Consider the following 22,921-nt stretch of genomic DNA (forward strand, 5'->3'; position numbering starts at 1 on the left):
TCCTCCAGGCGGGGTCTCGTTGACTAAGCGCTTGCTTAGCATTCAGCCGCGGGCGTCCGCTGTCAATGCCACATGTCGAAGTCGCCCGAGGTCGCTCAAGACCGCATATCCATGCCGTACCCGGAACCGCTCGACGAGCGCGGCGGTGTCCTCGGCGTCCAGCGCGAGCCCGAACCCACCACGGAGGGTGGCCTCGGATTCTGGTGCGCCACCGGTACCGGCCTGTTCCGTTCACGCGTGGAGGTCGACGGAATCGGTCAGGCCGGAAGATCATTTTTCCGCTGAGAGATCCGCGGAACATCCCCTACCCTGCCGGGGTGGCTGGAATGAGGATCATCGTGTGCCTGCCCGGCGCGGACGCGACCAGGGTGGACGAGGCGGTCGCGGAGGCGATGCGGCCCTTCGCGTCGGACGGCGTGGGCGCCGTGGAGCGGGACGTGTGGGACAGCTACCGGATCACCGGCGGTGGAGGGCTGCCCGTCCTGCCCGGCCACGAGGACGACCCGCGCCTGGTCGCCGGGCGGCCGTTCCCCGACGGGACGCCGGACGGAGCGGAACCCGGCCTGTGCGCGGGTGGACCGCGCGAGCTGATCGACTTCCGCGACCGGCAGCGGACGGAGGCCGCCGAACACGCCGGCCTGGTGTGGGACCGCTGGCGGGAGGTGGCCGCCGAACACCCCGTCGCGGACGGCGAGTCCGTGTTCTACGGGCGCCACCTCACTGACGGTGGAACCCGGGCGTCCTACCCGGGCTCGCGGGAGGCTGTCGCCTACCGGGCGCAGCCGGCCGTACGCGCCTGGGCCGAGGTCGCGCCGGCCCTCGAACGGCGCGACCTCGGCGACCAGTTCACCTTCGGCTGGGACCCGGTCGGCATCGGTGAGCGCAGCCGCGAGGAGTTCACGCTGGCCTACGCTCTCAGCCTGCTGTCGCCGCGCGGTGTGCTCACCCTCGGCGGATGGTGGTGCGACGGGGACGAGGAGCCGCTGCACGGGGCCTGCCGGAGTCGGGCCACGTGCGGCCACGAGCCGGAGGTCGCCGGCAGGCACCAGGACCTCCTGGCCTATCTCATCGGCCTTCCCGGCGACACCCTGCTGGTCAACGTCCGCTGCCACGTGTGAGTCGAGGGGGCCGCTCCGTCGAGGGCGCCGCCCCCGGCTCAGCGGGGTTCGGCGGGCTGCGTGGCCCCGGCCACGCCGTAGATGGTGATGGCGGGCGCGGGGACCGAACCGGGAGCGGCGGTCGCGGCACCGGCGGCGCCGACGGCGATGCCGGTGACGACGCAGGCGAGCACCGCGGCGGCTCCTGCGGCGGAGGCGAGCCGACTCCGGCGGGTCGTGGTCGCCGGACGGTCCAGCGGGCGGTAGTACGTCCTGTTCATGGCACACCAGTCCAATCGGGAAGGTCCACGGAGGTTCATGGGGCTGATGCGACCCTAGCCGGGACCGGAACGATTGGGTGCGGAGCGCCGTGGCCATGCCACGAACTTGGCCGGAAAGCTGTGCGGCGCGCCCCCCTGGGGACGGATGTCGCCGAACTGGACGACGAGACGTCCGTCCTCGAACCCGACCACCGGCCGGTGCTCCGCGCCGCCCTCCAGCGCGTCCTGGACCGTCAGGCCGGCGCGGTTCCGGCGGAGCATCCGCCTTGTGACGTAGAGCAGTTGCTTCCTCCCCCGCACCCTCCGCAACCGGGCCGGACCCGCCTCGACAGAGGTCGATCAAAAGTGTTCTGATGATCACATCCATCGATCGTCTTCAGAACACCGCCTGATCGAAGATCAGAGAAATGGGGTCCGGTGCGGACTGCTCGCAGCTCGGCCATCCTGCTGGCAATGGGGGTCCTCGGGGCCTCCGCCCTCGCGACGGGATGCTCCGGCACGCAGAGCAGACCCTCCTCCGCCGCAACCGGCACCACACCTTCCACGCCCGCCGCGAGCACCACGACCGAGGCCCCCGCCCCGCCCCCGCCGCCCGCTCCCACGCCCACCTGGGACGGCCAGGTCAAGGTCCTCGGCGACGGCTCCACCTCCGACACCGGCCCGCAGCCCAAGCAACCCGTGCCCGAGCGGCTCAAGCCGGGCGAGAAGCCGCCGCAGTTCGTCGTCTTCTCCTGGGACGGCGGCCTGGAGGGCGACGAGCGCCTGTTCTCCCGCTTCCGCAAGCTCGGTGTGGAGAACGACGCCCAGATGACCTTCTTCCTGACCGGCCTCTACACCCTCCCCAAGTCCAAGAGCACGCTCTACCAACCACCGCAGCACAAGGCCGGCGAAGCCTCCATCGACTTCGCCACCGACCCCCACATCAAGGACACCCTGGAGCAGGTGCGCCTCGCCTGGCTGGACGGCAACGAGATCGGCACCCACTTCAACGGGCACTTCTGCGGCCCCAAGGGCGGCGGCGACTGGAGCACCGAGGAGTGGAAGAGCGAGCTCGACCAGTCGGTCTCCTTCGTCACCAACTGGAAGACCAACACCGGGCTCAAGGACCTCCCGCCGCTCCCCTTCGACTACACCAAGGAGCTGGTCGGCGGCCGCGCCCCCTGCCTGGAGGGCCAGAAGAACCTGCTGGCGGCCGAGAAGGCGGCCGGCTTCCGGTACGACGCCAGCTCCCCGGGCGAGTTCCAGGTCTGGCCCGTCAAGAAGGACGGCGTCTGGAACTTCCCGCTGCAGATGCTCCCCTACTCCGGCAAGTCGACCCAGAGCCTCTCGATGGACTTCAACTTCCTGGCCAACCAGTCCGGGAACACCACCAACGGCGACCCCAAGAAGTACGACACCTGGGAGAAGGAGACCCGGGACAGCTACCTCGCCGGCTTCGAACGCGTCTACAACGGCAGCCGCGCCCCGCTCTTCATCGGCAACCACTTCGAGTCCTGGAACGGCGGCATCTACATGCAGGCCATCGAGGACGTGATGAAGAACGTCTGCAAGCGCGACGGTGTCCGCTGCGTCTCCTTCCGTCAGGTCGCCGACTGGCTGGACGCCCAGGACCCGAAGGTCCTCGACAAGCTGCGTCAACTCGACCCCGCCCAGCCCGCCGACTGGTCCCGCCTGGTCAAGTGACACGGCGGACCCGCAGGCGCCCTGGACCCTGGGACCCCGACCCCCACGGCCATCTCCGAACGAGGTGTGCGGCCAGGAGCCGGCGCCTGGCGCCGCCCTCACGGGCCGGCCGGTCAGCGTCACGGCCGTGAAGTTCGGCGAGGCCTGCCCGTAGCCGGGTAGCCCGGCCGGTGTGGTCCGGACGGCCGACCCGACGGCTTTCGGTCGACCGCTCCGGGGCAGACCCGTCGATCCGTCGATCCGTCGGATCCGGATCCGATCCGCCCCGCGCTCGCGGGGCCGCTGGACGCGCCTCCGGCCGGGTCCGTCCCCTGCGCGGACCCGACCGGCTGCTCGTGCGGCGGGTACCGGACGGGCGCGTCGACCGGGCCTGGGGCCTGGTTCGTGTGCCTGTCCTTTGCCGTGGGGATCGATCCTAGGCAGGGGCGTCTTACCGAATGCTTACCGATTGCCCGGCGACCGGTACGACGACGGTAAGGCGGTAAGGCCGTGAAGCGGCAAGGCCGTAGCACGGTGAGCGGGACCGCCGGCGCCCCGGCCGCTACCGGATGTCGCTCAGCTCCCGCGCCTCCGCCAGCACCCGCGCCGCCGACTCGGGCAGCCCGGCCGCCCCGTACGCCCGGCCGAGCGCGCGCAGCGCCTCCGCGAGGAAGGAGCGCCAGCCGCGGGCCCGCCACACCAGGACCGACTCCTCCAGGTGCGCGACCGCCGAGGCGTGGTCCCCCGCCGCCAGGTCCAGTTCCCCGAGGATGCCGAGCGCCTGGGCGAGGTGGTGCCCCAGGTCGAAGCGGCGGGCGATGGCCAGCGCGGCCTCGGCCGTCCCGCGGGCCCGGCCGTCGCCGGTGGCCGCGTACAGCATGGCCAGGTAGAGCAGCGAGAACGCCTCCACGTAGCGGTCCTTGAGGGAACGGGCCATGGCGAGCGAGCGGAGCAGCAGTTCGCCGCCGCGCTCCACCTGGCCGGCCCGGCCGTGGGCGGCTCCCAGGAACTGGATCGCGGTCGCCTCGAAGCGGGTGTTGCCGATCAGCCGCGCCAGCCGCAGCGTCTCGGTGAGGTGCTCGATCGTGCGGTCGAGGTCCGACTCCCCGTAGGCGATGGCGATGATCTGGTGGGCCCGGGCCTCGCCGCCCGGGTGGTCGTGGGCGGCGGCGAGGTCCAGTGCGCGGCGGCCGGCGTCCAGGGCCTCCTGCTCGCGGCCCTGGGCCACCAGGCTCCAGGCGGTCAGCACCAGGGCGTCGGCGGTCCCGCGCGGTTCGCCCACCTGCTCGAACAGGTGCTGGAGCTGCCGGGCGCGGTCCGCCAGCGCGACCATCGTCTGGGAGCCGTCCGCCAGGTCGACGGCCGTCCCGGCGCCGTCGGCCGGGGTGGTCCAGGTCGTCACCTCGATCAGGCCGCGGGTGAGCACGGCCGTGCCCAGGCCGTCGCCGGCCGAGCGGCAGGCCTGGAGGACGGCCAGGTGGGTGGTGCGCCACTCGTCGTACAGGCCGCGCACGTCGCAGTACTTCTCCTGGCAGGCGGCCAGGTCCCAGGCCATCGGCACCATGCGCAGCGCGGCGGCCTGCCGGGCGCTCGCGTTCAGGGCCGGCTGCTCGGCGTCGAACCAGGCCATCGGGTCGTCCAGCAGCGCCGCCGCGAGGCCGGACGGCATCGGGTGGCGCGGCGCGGCGCCGTGGATCGGCGCGAAGCACGGCCCGGGCACCTGGTCGGCGGCCTGCTCGGCCAGCCAGAGCCAGGCGCCGAAGGCCCGTTCGAGCGCGGCGGCGCGTACCGCCGGCTCGTCCGCGGCCTCGGCGTGCTCGCGCGCGTACAGCCGGACCAGGTCGTGGAAGCGGTAGCGCAGGTGCGGCTCCGCGCCGGTCTCCTGCAGCAGTTGGGCGTCGATCAGTTCTTCCAGCTGCCGCTCGGCCTGCTCCGGCGGGATGCCGGCCAGCGCGGCCGCGGCCCACGGCGCGAAGTCGGGCGCGTCGAGCAGCCCGAGCAGCCGGAACGTCCGCCGGGTCGGCTCCGACAGCCGGGCGTAGCCGACCGCGAAGCCGGCCCGCACGGCCAGGTTCCCGGCCGACAGCTCGTCGAGCCGCCGCCGTTCGTCGCGCAGCAGGTGCGTGAGCCGGGCCAGGGTCCAGCGCGGCCGGGCGGCCAGCCGGGCCCCGGCGATGCGGACGGCCAGCGGCATGCCGCCGCACAGCTCGACGATCTGGGCGGCGGCCACCGGTTCGGCGGCGACCCGGTGGTCCCCGAGGATGCGACGCAGCAGCGTCCGCGCGTGGGGGGCGTCGAGCTCGTGCAGGTCGACGAGCCGGGAGCCGGGCAGGGCCGTGAGCGCGGCGCGGCTGGTGACCAGGACGGCCGGGCGGGGCCCGGGGCGGTCGCCCGCGCCCACCGCGTCCGCCGTACCGGCCGCGTCCCCCGGGGTCCCCGGGAGCAGCGGCCCGATCTGCTGCTCCCCGGCGGCGTTGTCGAGGAGGACGAGCGTACGGCGGCCGGCGAGCAGGGTGCGGTACAGCGCGGACCGCTCCTCCAGGGAGGCCGGGATCTCCCGGGGGTCGGCGCCGAGGGCGCGCAGGAAGGCGGCTAGGACGCCGGCCGGGTCGGCGGGCGTCTCGTCGGCCCCGCGCAGGTCGGCGTACAGCCGGCCGTCGGGGTAGTCGGCGGCGGCGCGGTGCGCGGCGTGGACGGCCAGCGCCGTCTTGCCGATGCCGCCCATGCCGGCGATCACCGGCACCCGGCCGGCCGCCAGGGCGTCCAGGACGATCCGCACCTGTTCGTCGCGCCCGGTGAAGTCCGGGATGTCCCGGGGGAGTTGGGAGGGAACGCGGGCCGGGCCGAGGTCCGTGCGGGCGCCCTCCCGGTCGTGCGCCAGCAGCGCCAGGAAGACGTTCTGCACCTGCTCGCCCGGCTCGATCCCGAGCTCCTCGGACAGCCGCCGGCGCAGCGCCTGGAAGCGGCGCAGCGCCTCGGCCGCCCGCCCGTCCGCCGCCAGCAGCTCCAGCAGGGCGGCCTGCACGGGTTCGTCGAACGGGTGCTCCTCGGCGAGCGCCGTCAGGGCGGGAACGGCGGTCCGGGCCACCCCGGCGGCCGGTGCGGCGCGGGCCAGCGCCAGGACGGTGGCGCGCACCTCGTCCGCCACGGACGTCACCAGCGGGTCCTCGCGGTTGATCCGCTCCACCCCGGCCAGCACCGGGCCGCGCCGCAGGCCGATCGCCCCGGCCGGGTCCCCGTCGGCGGCGAGCCTGCGGAACCGTCCGAGGTCCACCGCGTCCGGCCCGGTCACCAGCCGGTAGCCCTGCGCGTCGGACTCCAGCGCCACCGCCTCGTCCCCGAAACGCCCGAGCCAGGTGCGCAGCCGGGACATCCCGGTGTGCACCGCGCCCCGCCCGACCCGGTCCGCCTGCCCCGCCCAGACGAGGTCCAGCAGCCGCCCGACGGGCAGCCGCTCGCCCTCCGCGAGCAGCAGCGCGCCCAGGAGCCCACGCAGCACGGTGGCCCGCGGCAGCGTCTGCGGCACCGAGTCCACGGCGACCGTCAGGGGCCCCAACAGCCCGAACGTCATCTTCATCCGCTTCAGCCTAGTACCGCGCGGCCCGCCGCCCGATACCCCGCGGCCCGCCGACCCGACACCGCGGGGCCCGCCGCTCCACGGGCCCCGCAGCGGGTTACCGGGCGGCCGTCGCCTTCATGTAGGCGGACCAGACGCGGGCCGGAAGGGCGGCGTCGGAGGTGTCCGGGGCGGCGCCGCCGAGGCCTTCCAGGGAGAGCAGCTTCATGTCCTTCAGGTCCGCCCGGAACACGGTGACCGCCGTCGACGACTGCCCGTCGTAGCCGACGAACCACCCGGCCGTACGGTCCGCGATGGTGCCCGGCTTGGCGGCCAGGTTCGGGCCCGCGTCCGCCGCGGCCTTGGCGGCGCCGTCGCGGACCGAGCCCTTGAGCGCCGCGTCCACCTCGGCCGCGACCGCCGGGGCCAGCACCTGGACGGCGGGCGGCAGGCGCAGGGGCAGCTGGACGCCGTTGCGGGACACCTTGAGCACCGAGTACGGGTCGGTGTGCCGGCCGCCCGCCGCGAAGGTGGCGTACGCGTCGGCGGTGCGGACGGCGCTGGGGGTGGAGTTGCCGACGCCGAGGGCCGGGACGAGTTCGCCCAGGCTGGTGGGGAGCAGGCCGAGGTCGGTGGCGGTCCGCTGCACCCGGTCCAGGCCGACGTCCATGCCGAGCTGCATCAGCGGCCCGTTGACGGACTGCTCGACCGCGTTCCGCAGGGTGATCGTGCCCCAGCTCCGCCTGCCCTCGTTGACGGTCTTGACGATCTTCCCGTCCCTCCCCCAGTACGGCCCCTCCGGGGTCATCACGTTCACCCCGTCGTCGCCGTTGTAGGGGGTGGCGGGCGTCACCGGGGTGCGGTCGCCGCCCCGCCGACGCTGCGCCCCCTCGCCGAGACCGGCCGCGTACACCACCGGGGTGAAGGCCGAACCGATGGGCACGGTGGTGGTGTTGGCGTTGTTGAAGCCCTGTTTCAGGTAGTCGGGGCCGCCGTGGAGCGCGACGATCCTGCCGTCCGGGGCCACCGAAGCGGCGCCGACCTTGAGGAACCTGTCGGCCTCCCGGTTGTCCGGGTCGATCCCCGCGGTGGCGTCCCGCACGGCGGCGGCCAGCGCGTCGACCTTCGGCTTCTCGAAGGTGGTGCGGATCTGGTGGCCGCCGAGGTCGAACTGGGCCGGAGTGATGTCGCTGTGGCTCTCCACGTAGGCGCGGGCCATGTCCACCAGGTACCCGATCTGGCCGCTCAGCCCCGCCGACTTCGGCTGCGGCCTGGGCTCGGGGAAGACGGTGTACCGGGCGCGCTCGGCCGCGGACAGCTTTCCGACCTTCACCATCCGGTCCAGGATCCAGGACCAGCGCTCCTCGGCCCGCTCGTGGTTCTGCGGGCCCACCGCCGGGTCGTACTGCCCGGCGCCCTTCAACACGGCTGCCAGCAGGGCGCCTTCGCTCGGGTCGAGCTGGGAGACGTCCTTGCCGTAGTAGGCCGCCGCGGCGCGCTCGATGCCGTAACTGCCGCGCCCGAACCAGCTGGTGTTGAGGTAGCCGGCCAGGATGTCCTGCTTGGTCATCCGGTCGTCCAGCTTGACCGCGATGACGATCTCGCTGAGTTTGCGGGAGATGTCCTGCCGCTGGTTCAGGTAGATGTTCTTGACGTACTGCTGGGTGATGGTGGAACCGCCCTGGGTGTCACCGCCCATGACCATCTGGGAGACGGCGCGGCCGATGCCGGTCAGGGAGATGCCCGGGTCGGTGTAGAAGGTCTCGTTCTCGGCGGCGAGCACCGCCCACTGGACGTGCTCCGGCACCTGGCCGAGCGGCACCTCCTGCCGGTTGGTCGGGCCGATCCGCGCCATCTCGGTGCCGTCCGCCCAGTAGTAGACGTTGTTCTGCTGGGTGGCGAAGGAGTTCAGGTCCTCCGGGACGGCGGTGTTCACGTAGAACCAGACCAGCCAGCCGACCAGCGCCGCCGTTCCGGTCCCGGCCACCAGCAGCAGCTGCCGCCAGGACGGGAGCCAGCGGCGGATCCCGCGCCGTCCGCGGCGCGGGTAGTCGATCCGCAGCGAGGGGCGCCGCCCCTTCCGCGGACGCGCCTCCCGGAGCGGCCTGCGTCGCCGCGGTAAGCGCCACCGGCGGCGTCCGGGCTTCTCGTCCTCGGGCCCGTCGTCCTGCTGAGCACGCACAGTCCGGTCTCCGATTCGCTCGTGGGACTGATCCTCCGCACTCAAGACGCGATGAGAACATCAGTACGTAGGCCTGGCCGCGGTGTGATCATGGTCATACCCCGAGCCCCTGACACGGGGGACGGGCGGGGCGCGTGGCGGACGGGCGCCCTGGGACGGGGCTGGCCGACGGCGGGCGGGCATCCGGCGGCGGGGCGGCCAGCGGCGGCCGGGCGCCCGGCGGCGGGGCGGGCGGCCCTGCGGAAGGCGGTCCGCCGCATCCCCGGCCTACCGCCAGAATGGCGCCATGAGGATGATCCAGACCGCGCTCGGCGCGCTGCTGCTCCTACTGGTCGTCGGCAGCATCCTGCGCACGCTGGTCGTTCCGCGCGGGCTCTACTCGGCGCTGGTGATGCGGCTCTGGCGGGTGCTGCGCACCCTGCTTCGGCTGTCCGCCGTACCGGCCCGCGGGTACCACGCCCAGGACCGGGCGCTCACCTGGCTGGCGCCGCTGGTCCTGCTCGGCATGCTCGGGGTGTGGCTCGGCTGCATGCTGACCGCCTACACCCTGCTGCTGCACGGCACCTCCGAACTCAGCTGGTCGGTGGCCGTGCGCGAGGCCGGATCCAGCCTGTTCACCCTCGGCTTCGCCAGCGGCGAGCGGCTGCACCTCTCCGCGATCGACTTCCTGGCCGCCGCCAGCGGTCCGCTGGTGATCGCCCTGCAGATCTCCTACCTGCCGACCCTCTACGCCGCCTACCAGCGCCGCGAGACCGAGGTGACGCTGCTCCAGTCCCGGGCCGGCGAGCCCGCCTGGGGCCCCGAGCTGCTGGCCCGCCAGTCCCTGGTGGACACCGAGACCGCCCTGCCCCAGCTCTACCGGGACTGGGAGCGGCTGGCCGCCGACATCGGCGAGAGCCACTCCAACTACCCGGTGCTGCTCTCCTTCCGCTCCCCGCAGCCCAACCGCAGCTGGGTGGTCGGGCTGATCGCCGTGATGGACGCCGCCGCCCTGCACCTCGCGCTCTGCCCGCGCTCGGCCCCGCCCGAGGCCCGACTGGTGCTCCGGGCCGGCTTCACCGCGATGCGCGACATCGCCCGCTCGCTGCGGATCGGCTTCGACCCGGACCCGGACCCGGACCTCCCGATCCGGCTGACCTACGCCGAGTACCTGGGCGCGGTCGCGATGATCACCGCGGCCGGCTTCCCGCGCGAGCGCCCGGTCGAGGACGCCTGGGCGCACTTCCACGGCTGGCGGGTCAACTACGAGGCGCTGGCGTACGAGCTGGCCCGCCGCAGCGACGCCGTCCCCGCGCTGTGGACCGGCCCGCGCGACTTCCACGCCCCGGTCATCCCTCCGGCCCGGCCCCCGGACCGCCGGCCCTCCTCGGCTCCGCCGCAGCTGCCGCCGTCCTGAGGGGCGGGACGCGGCGGGGCCCGGTGCGGACCACCTCCGCACCGGGCCCCGCCGTCTCAGGCGCTCAACCGTTCAATCGGTGAGCCGCTCAGCCGTTCAGCTGCTCAGCCGTTCGGCAGCTCAGACGTCCACCGTGGCGCCGCTCGCCAGCGAACGCTCGGCGGCGGCCAGGATCTCCACCACCCGCAGGCCGAAGTCGGCCCCGCAGGGGTGCGGCTCGCCGGAGGCCGCCGAGGCCTGCAGGGCGTCCAGCGCCCGGTGCAGCGCCGCGACCGGGCCCTCGCCCCGCGCGGGCAGCTGCACCACGCCGTGCTCGCCGCGCAGCTCCATGCCCGTCCCGCCCGCCGCGAGCGGCGCGGTCAGGCTGAGCGCGAGCGTGCTGGAGGCGCCGCCGGCGTGCCGCACCACCAGGTGCACGGTGTCCAGCGGTCCGGCCGCCGCCGTCACCCGGGTGGCGTCGCCCAGCACCGGCAGCAGCACGGACAGCGCGTGCGGGCCGACGTCCCACAGCGCGCCCTTCTCCTCCCGCCACGGCGAGGCCGCGTACGGGCTGGTGCTGCCGGGGGCGAACACCGAGCCGAGCCAGTCCGAGCGGCCGGTGAACCAGCCGCCGAGCTCCGCCTGCCGCTCGATCCACGGGATCTGCTCGCCGCCGAAGCGCACGGTGAAGAAGACCACCGAGGCGACCTTGTGCTCGCGCACCGCCGCGGCCACGGCCTCGGCGTCCGGCACGGTCAGCGCGACCGGCTTGTCCAGCAGCAGGTGGCAGCCGGCCTCGGCGGCCCGCACCGCGAGGCCCGCCTGGACGGTCGGGGGCAGCGCGATGGAGACCGCGTCCACCTCGGCCAGCAGCCGGTCGAGGTCCGCGTACCCCGGCACGCCGTACCCGGCGCCCAGCGCCTCGGCCGCCTCCGGTCGGCGGCCCCAGACGCCGGTGAACTCCAGCCCGGGGTGCTCGGCCAGGACGGGCGCGTGCACCCGCTCCGCCCAGGGGCCGGTTCCCAGCAGTCCGATCCGCACGATGTCTCCGTTCTCCGTTGTTCGAGTGTCCGCGTGTTCGTCTGTTCGCGTGTCCGCGTGTCCGCGTGTTCCTGGCGGGCGTCCCACCTGAGGGTCCCCCGGCGAGGCTTCAGCCCAGGACGCGGGCCAGGGTGAAGCCGTCGTAGCCCTTGCTGCCGACCGTCTGCACCGAGGTCGCGGTGACCGTCGGCTCGGCCGCGATCAGCTCGTGCAGCGCCCGGGTGCCGAGCACCGTCGGGTCGGTGCTGGCCGGGTCGGCGACCGCGCCGCCGCGCACCACGTTGTCGACGATGATCAGCGAGCCGGGCCGGGTCAGCTGGAGCGCCCGGCGGAAGTACTCCGGGTTGCTCGGCTTGTCGGCGTCGATGAAGACCAGGTCGAAGGGCTCCACGCCCTGTTCCACCAGCGCGGCCAGCGAGTCGGCGGCCCGGCCCGCCCGGACCTCGGCGACCCCGGCCAGCCCGGCGGCCGCCAGGTTGTCCCGGGCGACCTCGGCGTGGTGGGGGTTCAGCTCCAGGGTCAGCAGGGTGCCGTCCGCGGGCAGTGCCCGGGCCAGCCAGATCGCGCTGTAGCCGCCGAGCGTGCCGACCTCCAGGATCCGCTTCGCGCCCTGGGTCAGTGCCAGCAGGTGGAGCAGCTTGCCCTGGTTGGGGGCCACCGCGATCTTCGGCAGCCCGGCCGCGTCGGCGGCGGCCGTGGCCCGCTCCAACACCGCGTCGGGCCCGACCAGCTGCTCGGTGAAGTACGCGTCCACGGCGTCCCAGGTCGGCTGCAAAGACATCGGGCCCTCCGGAGTGCAAGATCGGCAGGTACCCGGCCGATGCTACTCCGAGGGCCCGAGGGCACCACGACGACGGTTGTGGACGACCGGTCGAGGACCGACCGACCGGACGAGCGGTCGGACGAGCGGTCGGACGAACGGTCGGACGGGCGACCGGTCCTCGACCGGCTACCCGGCCGGCTGTCCGACCCGCTACTCGGCGGCGGCGCCGGCCCTGGCCGCCTCCGCCGCCTCCTCGGCCTCGATCCTGGCGTGGGTCTTGGCGGCACGGCGCTTCATGAACCAGGCCGAGAGCAGGCCGATCACCAGCGCCGCTCCCAGACCCGCCCAGGAGAACCGGGCCAGCCAGGGCTCGATGCTCTTGCCGACCTTGTAGACCAGCAGCGTCGTACCGCCGGCCCAGACGATGCCGCCCAGCACGTTGGCGATCAGGAACTTCCAGTACGGCATCTTCAGCGCGCCCGCCAGCGGACCGGCGAAGATGCGCAGCAGGGCGATGAACCGGCCGAAGAAGACCGCCCACATGCCCCACTTCTGGAACGAGCGCTCGGCGGTGGCCAGGTGCGAGGGCCCGAAGTGCTTGGGGAACTTGCGTCCCAGCTTCTCGAAGAGCGGCTTGCCCCCCTTGCGTCCGATCGAGTAGCCGATCGAGTCACCGATGATCGCGCCGGCGATCGCACAGATCGCGACGCCCCACGGGCTCACCACACCCTTGACGGCCATGAGGGACGCCGTGACCAGGGCGATCTCGCCGGGCAAGGGAATGCCCAGCGATTCCAGGCCGATGATCAGACCGACCACGGCGTACACCGCCGTGGGCGGAATCCCCTCGATCCAGGCGTCGATGTGCAAGGCCAGTCCCTCCGTGGCAGGACGGGACCGGCAGCGCTCCCCCTGGAGCAGCGTGCCCGTCCCGGCAGTTCGTCCGATGGCGGCACCCAGGCCGCTCCCCCAGAGCGAGCCTAACGTGCCGGGCGGCCTGTCCCCCCGGCCGATCACCCGTGGTTACGACGTACGCCCCGAGGCCATGGTTCCAGGTCGGCCGGCGTTTCTTCAAGATTCGGCAAAACGCAGTGCGACCACGGACGGGCGCTGCTTGATCCGGCGCGCGAGCGGCAGCAGGGCGCTCACCGGCCAGCGTCCGCCCTCCGGGTACACCTCGCGCAGGTCGGTGACCCCGGGGTGCGCGGTGGCCAGCCGACCGCGCTCGTCCGCGTCCATCCCGAACGGCATCGGCGGGGCCTGGTACTGCCGGTCCCGCAGCTTGCCCTCGACGGCCCGCCGGCTGAACCAGCGCGGCACCGCGTCCAGCACCATGGCCCCGCCGGGGAAGCGCTCGGCGCAGGCCGCGATCAGGTCGCGGACCTCCTGCGGCCGCAGGTACATCAGCAGCCCCTCGGCGCTCAGCAGCACACCGTTCGCCGGGTCCACCTCGTCCATCCAGCCCGGGTCGGTGACCGAGTGCGCGACGATCCGGTGCCGCTCGTCCGGCGGCAGCAGCCGCCGTCGCAGCGCGGCGGTCTCCGGCAGGTCCACCGACAGCCAGTCCGCCCGCCCGTTGTCCACCCGCCAGGCCTGGGTCTCCAGCCCGTCCCCGAGCCCGACCACGGTGCCGCGCGGGCAGCGGATCAGGAAGTCGGCCACCTCGCGGTCGAAGCAGGCCGCCCGCAGTGCCTGGAGCTGGCTCACCAACGCGTTCCGGCCGAACCGCTCCGCGAACGGGTAGTCGATCCGGTCCACCAGCTCGACCGCCTTCGGGTCCGGCAGCACGGTGTCCGCCCGCCGCGCCTCCAGAGCCCGGTGCCACAGCGTCCACAGCGCCGTCTCCGGCACCTGCCCCAGCTCCGGCCGCACCCCGCCGCCACTCATCGCTCACTCCTTCGGACGTGGTCCCGTCATGGGCATGAACCCGCCGATTCTCACACCCCCTCCGCCCCTCCCCTCCCGCCGACGCGCCGACCACCACGAGGGGGCGCATCCACCGCGACCGGGGCGCCCACCGCCCGGCACACGCCGTTGCACGTGGTCGCGCAGGTGAGGCGGGCCGACCACGGATCCGCTGACCGGGGCACCGAATAGAATCCCCACCAGCGAACGGAATGCCCGGCGGTGTCGGGCCCGGGCGGACAGGGGGCGTCATGGGGGCCGTACCGGGAGCACGGGAGGAACTCGACCGGCTGGGCCGGGCCCTCCGGAGGCAACTGGTCGACCTGGTCGACGACTTGGCGCCCGACAGTGATCCGAGCCTGCCGCCGCTCGGCGAGCCGGAGACCGTCCACGGGCACGAGCCGCTCCGCCACCGGTACTCGGTCGACGCCTTCACGGGGAAGCGCCCCGCCCACGTCAGCGCCGCCGACACCGCGTCCCGCGCGGCCGACCTGCTCGACGCGGCGGGCTGGGAGGTCACGACCTCCCGCGAGGACACCGACGGGACGCCCCACATCGTCGTCACCGCCCGCCACGACGGCTGCGGCATCGAGATCCGTACGACCGACCACGCGCCCACCATCCGGTTCGCCGGCCGGACACCGGCGGTGGCCCTGCACGAGCCACAGGAGTTCCGGCGGCCGCGGCCGGTCCGCACGGCCGAGACCGTCACACCCGGGTACGTGCTGTGCTACGAGTGCGACGGCCTGGGCTGGTGCCATGGCTGCGAGGGGCGCGGCCGACTGCCCGACCCGACCCGCGGGCGGATCAACTGTCCCGCCTGCCACCGGAGCCGTGTCTGCGTGATCTGCCGGGGCGCGGCGGAGCTCGCCGTCTCCCAGCTGTCCCCTTACCAGCATGGCTACTACCCGGAGTCGGAGCGGTAACGGGCCCGACCGACTCGGCGGTCCGTGCCCTCGACGACCGCGAAGGTCGGCCCGGGCCGGCCCGCGGGTCAGCCGGCCGCGGCGGCGAGGCTCTCCCGGGCGGCCCCGGCCACGGCCTCGGCGGTGAGCCCGAACTCCCGGTACAGCCGCTCGTAGTCGGCGGAGGCGCCGAAGTGGTCGAGGCTGACGATCCGGCCGTGCTGCCCAACCAGCTCGCGCCAGCCGAGCGCCACGCCCGCCTCCACGCTCACCCGCGCCGTCACCGCGGGCGGGATGACCTCGTCGCGGTACTCCCGGGGCTGGGCGGCGAACCACTCCAGGCACGGCAGCGACACCACCCGGCTCGCCACGCCCTCGGCGGCCAGCAGGTCCTGGGCCGCCGACGCGAGGTGGACCTCCGAGCCGGTGGCGAGGAGCAGCACCCGCGGCGCGGCGCCGTCGGCCGGGTCGCGCAGGACGTAGCCGCCGCGGGCGGCGCCGTCCGCCGGTGCGTACCCGGCCGTGCCGCGGTCGAGGACGGGCACCTTCTGCCGGGTGAGGACGAGGCCGGTCGGCCGGTCGTGCTGCTCCAGCAACGCCCGCCAGCAGGCGGCCGTCTCGTTGGCGTCGCAGGGGCGCACCACGTCGAGGCCGGGGATCGCGCGCAGCGCCGCGAGGTGCTCCACCGGCTGGTGGGTGGGGCCGTCCTCGCCGAGGCCGATCGAGTCGTGGGTCCAGACGTAGATCGTCGGGAGCTTCATCAGCGCGGCGAGCCGCACCGCCGGCCTCATGTAGTCGCTGAAGGCGAGGAAGGTGCCGCCGTACGGGCGGGTCAGGCTCTGCAGGGCGATCCCGTTCAGGATCGCCCCCATGGCGTGCTCCCGGATGCCGAAGTGGAGGGTGCGGCCGTACGGGCCGCCCTTCCACTGCGCGGTCTCCACGCCTTCGGGGAGGAACGAGGGCTCGCCCTCCATCGTGGTGTTGTTGCTGCCCGCGAGGTCGGCGGAGCCGCCCCACAGTTCGGGCAGCACCGGGGCGAGCGCGGTCAGCACCCGGCCCGAGGCGGCGCGGGTGGCCAGCCCCTTCGGGTCCGCGGGGAAGTCCGGGAGGCGGTCCGCCCAGCCGTCCGGCAGCCGGCGCTCCGTCAGCCGGTCCAGCAGCGCGGCACGCTCGGGGTGTTCGGCGCGCCAGCGCTCGTAGCGCGGGGTCCACGCCTCGTGGAGCTCGCGGCCGCGCACCCGTGCCTCGCGGGTCCGGGCGAGGACCTCGTCCTCGACCGTGAAGCCGGCTGCGGGGTCGAAGCCGAGGAGTTCCTTGGTGGCGGCGACTTCGTCGTCGCCGAGCGCGGAGCCGTGGGCCTTGCCGGAGTTCTGGAGGTTGGGGGCCGGCCACCCGATGACCGTCCGCAGGACCAGCAGCGAGGGCCGGGTGGTCTCCGCGCGGGCGACCCGGAGCGCTTCGAGGACGGCGTCGACGTCCTCCACGTAGCGGCCGGTGCGGGTCCAGTCGACGGTCTGCACGTGCCAGCCGTACGCGCGGTAGCGGGCGGCGACGTCCTCGCTGAACGAGACGTCGGTGTCGTCCTCGATCGAGATGTGGTTCTGGTCGTAGACCATGATCAGGTTGCCCAGCTGCTGGTGGCCGGCGAGCGAACTCGCCTCCGCGGTGACGCCCTCCATCAGGTCGCCGTCCGAGGCCAGGACGTAGACGTGGTGGTCGAAGGGGCTCTCGCCGGCCGGGGCGTCCGGGTCCAGCAGGCCGCGTTCACGGCGGGCCGCCATCGCGATCCCGACGGTCGAGCCCAGGCCCTGGCCGAGCGGACCGGTGGTGATCTCCACCCCTCGGGTGTGCCGGTACTCGGGGTGGCCCGGCGTGGCGGAGCCCCAGGTCCGAAGGGCCTTCAGGTCGTCGAGCTCCAGGCCGTAGCCGGTGAGGTAGAGCTGGATGTAGAGGGTGAGGCTGGTGTGGCCGCAGGACAGCACGAACCGGTCCCGTCCCAGCCACTGGTCGTCGGCGGGGTCGTGGCGCAGGACGTTCTGGAACAGCAGGTGGGCCAGCGGTGCGAGGCTCATCGCCGTCCCGGGGTGGCCGTTGCCGGTGCGCTGCACGGCGTCGGCCGCGAGCAGCCGGGCGGTGTCCACGGCCCGGACGTCCACGGCGTCCCAGCCCGCCTGCGCGGCGACGGGGTCGGCCAGCGACTGGTGGCGGCTCGCGGGGTGCTTGTCGGGGGGTGTCACGGGTGTCCTCCCAGAGGGCCGGTCGGGTCGGTGAGGTCGCCGGGAACGGCTCGGGGCCGCCGCGCGGCCCCCAGCGTCTACCCGGTGTCCGGACCCGCATGGCCCGAACCGGTCCGGGATTCACCCTCCCGGGACGGCCGGCGCTCACCTGGCCCGCCGGCGCTCAGTGGGACGGCCCCGCGCCCGGCGGGTGGAAACAGGCGGTGACCGTCTTGCCGTTCTTCTGCCGGCGGGTGTGCCAGTGGTCGGCGAGCGCGTCGACCAGCTTCAGGCCACGCCCGCCGACGGCGTCGGGGGCGGCCGATCGCGGACGGGGGAGCCTAGGGCTGTGGTCGTGGACGCTCAGGTGCAGGCAGCGCCCGTCCCACGTCAGCACCAGCTCCGCGTCACTGCCGGCGTGGACGTGGGCGTTGGTGGTCAGTTCGGACACGGCCAGCACCACCGCGTCCGCGACCGCCGGCGCGTCCCGGTTCCAGCCCAGGGCCTCCAGATGCGCCCGCGCCCATTCCCGGCCGGCCCGTACTCCCGCGCCGAGCGGAAGGCGTCGGGCCCACCCCACTCCGTGGATCCTGGCCATGCAGACCTCCCTCCAACCTTCGGATGCCTTCGAGAACCTCCGGATGCGTACGTCCAGCGCCTGCCCGCATCCGGTGACCGCATGCCGACGCACCTCACGGTCCATCGGCCGGCGACCGGTCAGACGCACCGGTGTTCCCACCGTTCGGCGGGAGCGCCGCAGGGCCCCGACCTGGTGGTCGGGGCCCTGCGGGGTGCGCCGGTGAGGGGCGGTCAGAAGGTTCCGCCGTAGTACCCGCCGATCGCCCGGTGGTAGTCCGGGTCCGCGGTGTGCCGGTCCTTGTGGAACTCGGGCGAGTTCTTCACCTCGTCCTTCGTCCGGTTCACCCACACCGTCCGCTCGGCGGTGTCCACGCGCCGGATGGTGCCGGCGGGCAGCAGCACTTCACGGCCGAAGATCCACGGGCCGGTGTCGACCACGATGTGCGCGGAGTCCACCTCCTCGGTGTGCCGGTCGACCTTGCCGATGTGGCCGTCCTCGGCCTCGACCCGGTAACCCGTCAGGTCGGTGCCCGGGGCGTAACCCTCGGCGTTGCCGTAGCCCCACAGTCCACTGGTCACAACTGCCTCCTCGTCGAACGGGGTGCCGGTCTTCCTGGTGTGGCTGCCGGTTTCCCCCGTCCCGGCGGAACATTCCTCCGCAATCCGCACTTTCCGCCGGCGACGGGGCGCCCGCTGCGGGCGACCGGCGTTCCCTCGCGCCGGGCGCCCGCGCGCACCGGCCGCTCACGCATGAAACCGCAGATCAGGGGCAGACGGACGCGGAGAGCGGCCGGCACATCCAGGGCCCGGCCCGACGACGAAGGGAGCAACCCGCCGTGACCGAGCAGACCCGGCCCGTCGAGGCCGTACCACCTCCCGACCCCGGCGGCCCCTCCCGCCCCCCGCTGGTGCCGGACCCGCCGCCGCCACCCGGCGCCCCCGTGCCGCCCCCGGAACCGCAGCCGCGCACCCCGGCCCCACCGAACCCCGAACCGGCCCCGCCGGAGCCGGGCGAACCCCGCGCCCCCGAGCCGCCGGACTGACCCGGGCCGAGCCCGACCGACGGGCCGCCGGGCCGGTCGGACCCCGTCCGCCGGTCACCGCTCAGGATGGCGGCGTGAACCGCCGCACCACGTCGGCCTCGCCGTCGGCAAGCCAGAACCCGCCGCCGGGTACGGGCACCAGCGCGGTCAGGGCCTTCGCGCCCGGCACCGGCCAGAGGGCGAGCTGGCCGGTCGCCGACACGCGCCCCAGCCTGGTGTCGGTGGTGAACCACACCGCCCCGTGGAGGCCCGCGACCACGCAACTGGGATGCTTGGCCCCCTCCACCGGGAAGGACGAAACCCGACCGTCGACGGTGATGCGTCCGATGCCGCCCCGCTGGGTGAACCAGAGCGCCCCGTCCGGACCGGCGGGGATGCGCTGCGGGGTGGTGGTTGGCGGCAAGGGCCAACTCGTGTACAGGCCATCGGCGTTGACGCGACCGATGAGGTCGGGGCTGCCGGTCGTCCTGGCGAGCTGGGAGAACCACACGGCCTGGTCCGGGCCGGCCGTGATGCTGTCGGCGGGGAAGCTCGTGGTGTCGGGCAGCACGGCGACCGTGGAGGACCGATGTCCCGGCGGCCCGCCTGGTAGGGGAGGAAACCGACGAGACGTTGAGAGTGGTGCGGCTGCCGTCCAGATGCTGATCACCATGTGCGCTGCCGCCGGGACAGAGAGCGGCCAGCTGCCCGCGCCTCACACGATGCAGCCCGTCCAACAGCTGGTACCAGCGCTCGTTGACGACCGGCACGATCGGGCGTTGGTGGGTGCCGGGCTCACGGACGGCCGACTTGGCCGGTGTCCCCTCTTCCGGGAACCCGAGTGTGTCCTGTCCGGCCTGTCGGGGCGGTGACAGGACGGAAAGGTGCCCCCGCGCTACTTGGCCAACCGACAGAATGCGCTGACGTGCGGGTTCGACGCGCTTATGGGGGCACTCTTCCCCCTCGCCGCGACGATCACTTCCCAGAGGAGATCGACGACCACGGCCGCCTGACGGTTCACGGGCAGCATCGGAGGCCCCTCGGTCGAGTGCACTCGACCGAGGGGCCTTGTCGGGTCGACGGATACCCTCGCCGTTCCGAACGTGCGCCGGGCAGCGCCGACGGCGACCCGATGAATCCGATTGTCGGCCCGAGGACGCGCTGAAGGCGATGAACACAATCATTCGAACGAAGACGGCGAAGCACGGCGACAGATACGTCGACCTCTACACCTCCAGCGTGGGCCACGACGTGTGCACACCCGAGGACACCCGGTGGATCGAAGGCATCTGCGGCGACGCCGACCCCTTCTGGCCGGCCACGATCCCCGGCCTGCCGTTCGACTGCGCCGCCATCGGCAAACGCGCCCCGCTCCTGCATCCCAACGCCAGGGAACACGCCAACGCCGCCCCCTCGTGGAACACGCCGTTCGCACCGCCCTCCTCGAACGCTGACGGCCCACCGGCTCGCCCTACCCGCGCAGAGGCGCGATCCTCAGGTCCGAAAGCCGGAACGGCCGGTCGGGTCCGAGGACCGACCGGCCAATCACTGTGCGGGACGCCGACAAGGCAGGAGGCCTACCGGCAATGGCGCCCCCGGTCGAACGGACCCTGCCCCGTGCCCATGCGGCGGCGGTGCGTCAGCTCTGTGCGGTGTCGTCGCCCACCTGCGCGGCACCTTCGGCTGTGCCCGTCTTGTCGCGCATCCTGCGCACCAGCTCCGCCTTTTGGGCGGCCGCACCCTGGCGGTCGAGGTTGCGGTGCGGACCGTTGTTCTGCCGTTCGGCGCGAGACAGCCTCTTGCGCTGGCCGCCACCCATGCCCACGGGGTTGTTGATGTTCTTGCTCACGGTCAGGGTCTCCGGTCAATGTGTGAAGTGATCTACGGATTCATCGGTAAGGGGCGGTCGGCGACGTCGTAGGACGTCGGTTACGAGCCCGTCACGCTCTCACTCGTAAATCGGTGCCTGGAAGAACACGACAGGAACGTTACCGGGTTCGTCGACCCCGCATACCAACCTTTTCGCTCCCCGGCGTCGGCCGGGCCTTCGCCGTCTGCCCGGAGCCGGCAGCTACCTGCCGGGAACCCGTCGGCGACCGCGGCGCACCTCGGCCCGGCTCAGCCGGGTCGTTGATCTCGTACGCCACCAGCCGAACCGGTTCCAGCGTCGAGACGTGGGCGCGCTCGTGGACGGGCACCTTCGAGGTGCGGTCGCACGTCGCGCAGCTCAGCAGCAGCGTGGCGGGCTTCTTCTTCTCTCGCGTCCGGCGGCTGGCGTCGGCCTCAGTCGCAGGTGCGGGAAGTCGGGGCTCCGGTGGAGAGGGCCGGAGCCGTCCCCACCGGAGCCTTCCTCGACGGTGCAGTGATCAAGGCGTTGATCGAGGTGCCGGTGTGATCGCCGGGGATGGCGGTGAGGTCGAGGTACTCGGGGGTGACTCAGCTGCCGTTGCTGTGACTGGATGCCAGTAGGGGCTTGTTGCCATGGAGTTCACCCGGGCGTGGGCGGCACGGGCCCGCTCCCCAGGGCCGGTTCGGACAGCACCGCGGGCGAGGGCTGGTCCGGCGCCGCAGGTGGCCCGCCCCGCTGGTTTTGCAGTCGCACCGGACAGTAGGTCACCCCGCCGTTCGCGCCCGCCGCGCTGAACGCCTCCGAGGGTCAGTACGAGAAGGCCCACTTCTGGGTGGGGAGGTCGTAGAAGGTCCACTGTTGGGCGCGGGCGCCGTCGGTCTTGAGCGAGTCGTCGATCTCCAGGGCCTTGCCGCTGTTGCGGTTCTTGAGGGCGTAGCCGCCGGGGGCCTTGACGAGGTCCCACTTCTGGGTGGGGAGGCCCTGGAAGGTCCACTGCTGGGCGGGGGCGCCCTCGGCCAGGAGGGAGTTCTCGATCTCCAGGGCCTTGCCGCTGTTGGCGTTGCGCACCTCCCAGGCGTCGTCGGCCCAGTGGAAGGTCCAGCGGGCGGTGGGCAGGCCGTGGCAGGTCCACTGTTGGGCGCGGGCGCCGTCGGTCAGGAGGGAGTCCTCGATCTCCAGGCACTTGCCGCTGTTGGTGTTGACGAGCGGGGTCGTCCAGTCGAGGGCGGCGGTCTGCTGGATCCAGTCGCCGAGGTCGTCGGTGCGGGTCTCGTACGCGCCGGTGCGGGTGGTCTCGGTGGAGCCGAGGCAACCGTTCTGCCAGGAGCGGCTGTTGACGGCGGCGAGCTCGTAGCGGTCGCCGACCTTGCGCAGGGCGGGGCCGCCGGTGTCGCCCTTGCAGACGGCGGCGTCCGCGGGGGCCTTGGCGGCGATGCCGAGGCCGGTCGGCTGGACGGTGCCGACCGTGAAGGCGGCACTGTGGAGCTTGTCGGGCACCCACTCGGCCTTGGTGCGGCCGAAGCCCGTCACCCGCAGTTCCTCGCCCGGGGTGGGGGCGGTGGTGGACACGGCGAGCGGGTCGACGTCGATGACGGGGTTGACCAGGCGCAGCATGACCAGGTCGCGGTCGGTGCGGGGGATCAGTTCGACGACGTCCCGGACCTGGCCGGTGGTGGTGGTGAGGTCGGTTCGGCCGATGGTGACGGTGGTCCTGAGCGCGGGTGGGCCGGTGGGGACGGTCGTCGGTTGGGCGGGGTCGTCGGCGAAGCAGGAGGAGGCGGTGACGACCCAGAACGGGTCGACCAGGGCGCCGGTGCAGGCGCGCCTGCCGTCGCCGATGTCCAGTTTGGCGGTGAAGGCGTAGGAGTCGGCGGGCGCGGTGTCGCCGCTGACGGCGGGTGCGGGCGTGCCGGTCAGGAGGGCGGTGGCGAGGGCGGCGGCGGTGAGCGTTCCGGCCGTCCGTGCGGTGCGCGGGTGCGGGCGTGGGTGAGGCATGGGAGTGGTTCTCCGTTCCTGGACCTGGACCTGGACCTGGTGGTGTCTCGGGCCGGTGCGTCGCGGTGCGGTCGGCCGGGTGCGTTGGAGCGGTCGCGGTCAGCTCGTCGTGGGGATCTGGCCGACGACGGACCAGCCGGACCAGGCCCCGTCGGCGGCCTTGGTGGCGTGGGCCATGACGCCGTCGGTGCCCTGGCCGAAGACCTCGGCGGTCCTGGTGTCCGGGTTGTAGACCACGGCGGGGGAGCCGCTGAACTTCCAGTTGCCGGTCATGGTCCACGGGCTCCAGCCGGTGGTGTGGCTCCAGGTTGCGCGGTACATGGAGGCGTCGGTGCCGGTGGCGAACACGTCGAGGGTGTTGGTGACGGGGTTGTGGAGGACGGCGGGGACGCCGGTGAACTGACCTGAGGGGTTGAGGGTGAACCAGCCGTGCCAGCCGGCGCCGTCGGTGTTGTAGAGGTGGGCCATGGTGCCGTCGGTGCGCAGGGCGAAG

19 protein-coding genes and 1 pseudogene are annotated in these 22,921 nt (G+C 73.5%); 5 read left to right on the forward strand and 15 right to left on the reverse strand.

Features of this window, described 5'->3' with window-relative positions; translation table 11 throughout:
* The first annotated feature begins 72 nt into the window (after nt 1–72).
* Nucleotides 73–285 carry a hypothetical protein gene (locus ACIQI7_RS12495; RefSeq protein ID WP_401108133.1) on the forward strand — a complete coding sequence of 71 codons (213 nt, stop codon included), beginning with the start codon at nt 73–75 and terminating at the stop codon, nt 283–285.
* A gap of 41 nt (nt 286–326) precedes the next feature.
* Nucleotides 327–1,118: a hypothetical protein gene (locus ACIQI7_RS12500; protein WP_401108135.1), complete on the forward strand. Its 792-nt coding sequence runs from the start codon at nt 327–329 to the stop codon at nt 1,116–1,118.
* Between the two features lie 38 nt (nt 1,119–1,156).
* On the opposite strand, the gene ACIQI7_RS12505 is transcribed toward ACIQI7_RS12500, so the two are convergent.
* Nucleotides 1,157–1,378 (reverse strand): hypothetical protein, encoded by a 222-nt coding sequence (locus tag ACIQI7_RS12505; protein WP_387747890.1) that lies wholly within the window; start codon nt 1,376–1,378, stop codon nt 1,157–1,159.
* 453 nt (nt 1,379–1,831) lie between these two features.
* Here ACIQI7_RS12505 and ACIQI7_RS12510 point away from each other — a divergent pair, with 453 nt between their 5' ends.
* Nucleotides 1,832–3,061, forward strand: coding sequence for a hypothetical protein (locus ACIQI7_RS12510; protein WP_401108139.1), 1,230 nt, complete (start codon nt 1,832–1,834; stop codon nt 3,059–3,061).
* Nucleotides 3,062–3,602: 541 nt separating this feature from the next.
* Here the strand turns inward: ACIQI7_RS12510 and ACIQI7_RS12515 are convergent.
* Nucleotides 3,603–6,617, reverse strand: a complete 3,015-nt coding sequence (locus ACIQI7_RS12515) for an ATP-binding protein (RefSeq protein WP_401108142.1) — start codon at nt 6,615–6,617, stop codon at nt 3,603–3,605.
* Between the two features lie 97 nt (nt 6,618–6,714).
* On the reverse strand, nt 6,715–8,778 hold the full coding sequence (locus ACIQI7_RS12520; RefSeq protein WP_401108145.1) for a transglycosylase domain-containing protein: 2,064 nt from the start codon (nt 8,776–8,778) through the stop codon (nt 6,715–6,717).
* Nucleotides 8,779–9,064: 286 nt separating this feature from the next.
* Between ACIQI7_RS12520 and ACIQI7_RS12525 the strand changes: the two genes are divergently transcribed.
* Nucleotides 9,065–10,174, forward strand: coding sequence for a hypothetical protein (locus ACIQI7_RS12525; RefSeq protein ID WP_387747881.1), 1,110 nt, complete (start codon nt 9,065–9,067; stop codon nt 10,172–10,174).
* A gap of 120 nt (nt 10,175–10,294) precedes the next feature.
* Here ACIQI7_RS12525 and ACIQI7_RS12530 read toward each other — a convergent pair whose 3' ends face one another.
* The 4 genes from ACIQI7_RS12530 to ACIQI7_RS12545 form a co-directional block, all read right to left on the reverse strand.
* Nucleotides 10,295–11,194 carry a Gfo/Idh/MocA family protein gene (locus ACIQI7_RS12530; RefSeq protein ID WP_401108147.1) on the reverse strand — a complete coding sequence of 300 codons (900 nt, stop codon included), beginning with the start codon at nt 11,192–11,194 and terminating at the stop codon, nt 10,295–10,297.
* Nucleotides 11,195–11,303: 109 nt separating this feature from the next.
* Nucleotides 11,304–11,975, reverse strand: a complete 672-nt coding sequence (locus tag ACIQI7_RS12535) for an O-methyltransferase (protein WP_401108149.1) — start codon at nt 11,973–11,975, stop codon at nt 11,304–11,306.
* 192 nt (nt 11,976–12,167) lie between these two features.
* Complete coding sequence (locus ACIQI7_RS12540) at nt 12,168–12,827, reverse strand: DedA family protein (protein WP_401108152.1); 660 nt, start codon at nt 12,825–12,827, stop codon at nt 12,168–12,170.
* Between the two features lie 201 nt (nt 12,828–13,028).
* Nucleotides 13,029–13,844, reverse strand: coding sequence for a class I SAM-dependent methyltransferase (locus tag ACIQI7_RS12545; RefSeq protein ID WP_401108155.1), 816 nt, complete (start codon nt 13,842–13,844; stop codon nt 13,029–13,031).
* A 269-nt stretch (nt 13,845–14,113) separates the two neighbouring features.
* Between ACIQI7_RS12545 and ACIQI7_RS12550 the strand changes: the two genes are divergently transcribed.
* Nucleotides 14,114–14,788, forward strand: a complete 675-nt coding sequence (locus tag ACIQI7_RS12550) for a hypothetical protein (RefSeq protein WP_401108158.1) — start codon at nt 14,114–14,116, stop codon at nt 14,786–14,788.
* Between the two features lie 68 nt (nt 14,789–14,856).
* Here the strand turns inward: ACIQI7_RS12550 and tkt are convergent, their stop codons facing one another.
* The 8 genes and pseudogenes from tkt to ACIQI7_RS12590 all read right to left on the reverse strand — a co-directional run.
* Entirely contained in the window at nt 14,857–17,004 is a 2,148-nt protein-coding gene (gene tkt, locus ACIQI7_RS12555; protein ID WP_401108161.1) for a transketolase, read from the reverse strand.
* Nucleotides 17,005–17,167: 163 nt separating this feature from the next.
* Nucleotides 17,168–17,581 (reverse strand): ATP-binding protein, encoded by a 414-nt coding sequence (locus tag ACIQI7_RS12560; RefSeq protein WP_401108163.1) that lies wholly within the window; start codon nt 17,579–17,581, stop codon nt 17,168–17,170.
* 212 nt (nt 17,582–17,793) lie between these two features.
* Entirely contained in the window at nt 17,794–18,141 is a 348-nt protein-coding gene (locus tag ACIQI7_RS12565; RefSeq protein ID WP_401108165.1) for a PRC-barrel domain containing protein, read from the reverse strand.
* Between the two features lie 525 nt (nt 18,142–18,666).
* A complete protein-coding gene (locus ACIQI7_RS12570) occupies nt 18,667–19,155 on the reverse strand; it encodes a hypothetical protein (protein WP_401108168.1) in 489 nt (162 codons plus the stop codon).
* Between the two features lie 1,068 nt (nt 19,156–20,223).
* Complete coding sequence (locus ACIQI7_RS12575) at nt 20,224–20,439, reverse strand: DUF6243 family protein (RefSeq protein ID WP_401108835.1); 216 nt, start codon at nt 20,437–20,439, stop codon at nt 20,224–20,226.
* Nucleotides 20,440–20,572: 133 nt separating this feature from the next.
* The gene (locus tag ACIQI7_RS12580) at nt 20,573–20,947 is read right to left on the reverse strand and encodes a DUF1062 domain-containing protein (RefSeq protein WP_401108837.1); all 375 of its coding nucleotides are present in this window, start codon (nt 20,945–20,947) and stop codon (nt 20,573–20,575) included.
* Nucleotides 20,948–21,240: 293 nt separating this feature from the next.
* Nucleotides 21,241–22,428: an RICIN domain-containing protein gene (locus ACIQI7_RS12585; RefSeq protein WP_401108170.1), complete on the reverse strand. Its 1,188-nt coding sequence runs from the start codon at nt 22,426–22,428 to the stop codon at nt 21,241–21,243.
* A 99-nt stretch (nt 22,429–22,527) separates the two neighbouring features.
* Nucleotides 22,528–22,921 (reverse strand): annotated as a pseudogene (locus ACIQI7_RS12590) (hypothetical protein); the annotation flags it as partial.

The organism is Kitasatospora sp. NPDC092039, assembly GCF_044756065.1.
GTDB lineage: Bacteria > Actinomycetota > Actinomycetes > Streptomycetales > Streptomycetaceae > Kitasatospora.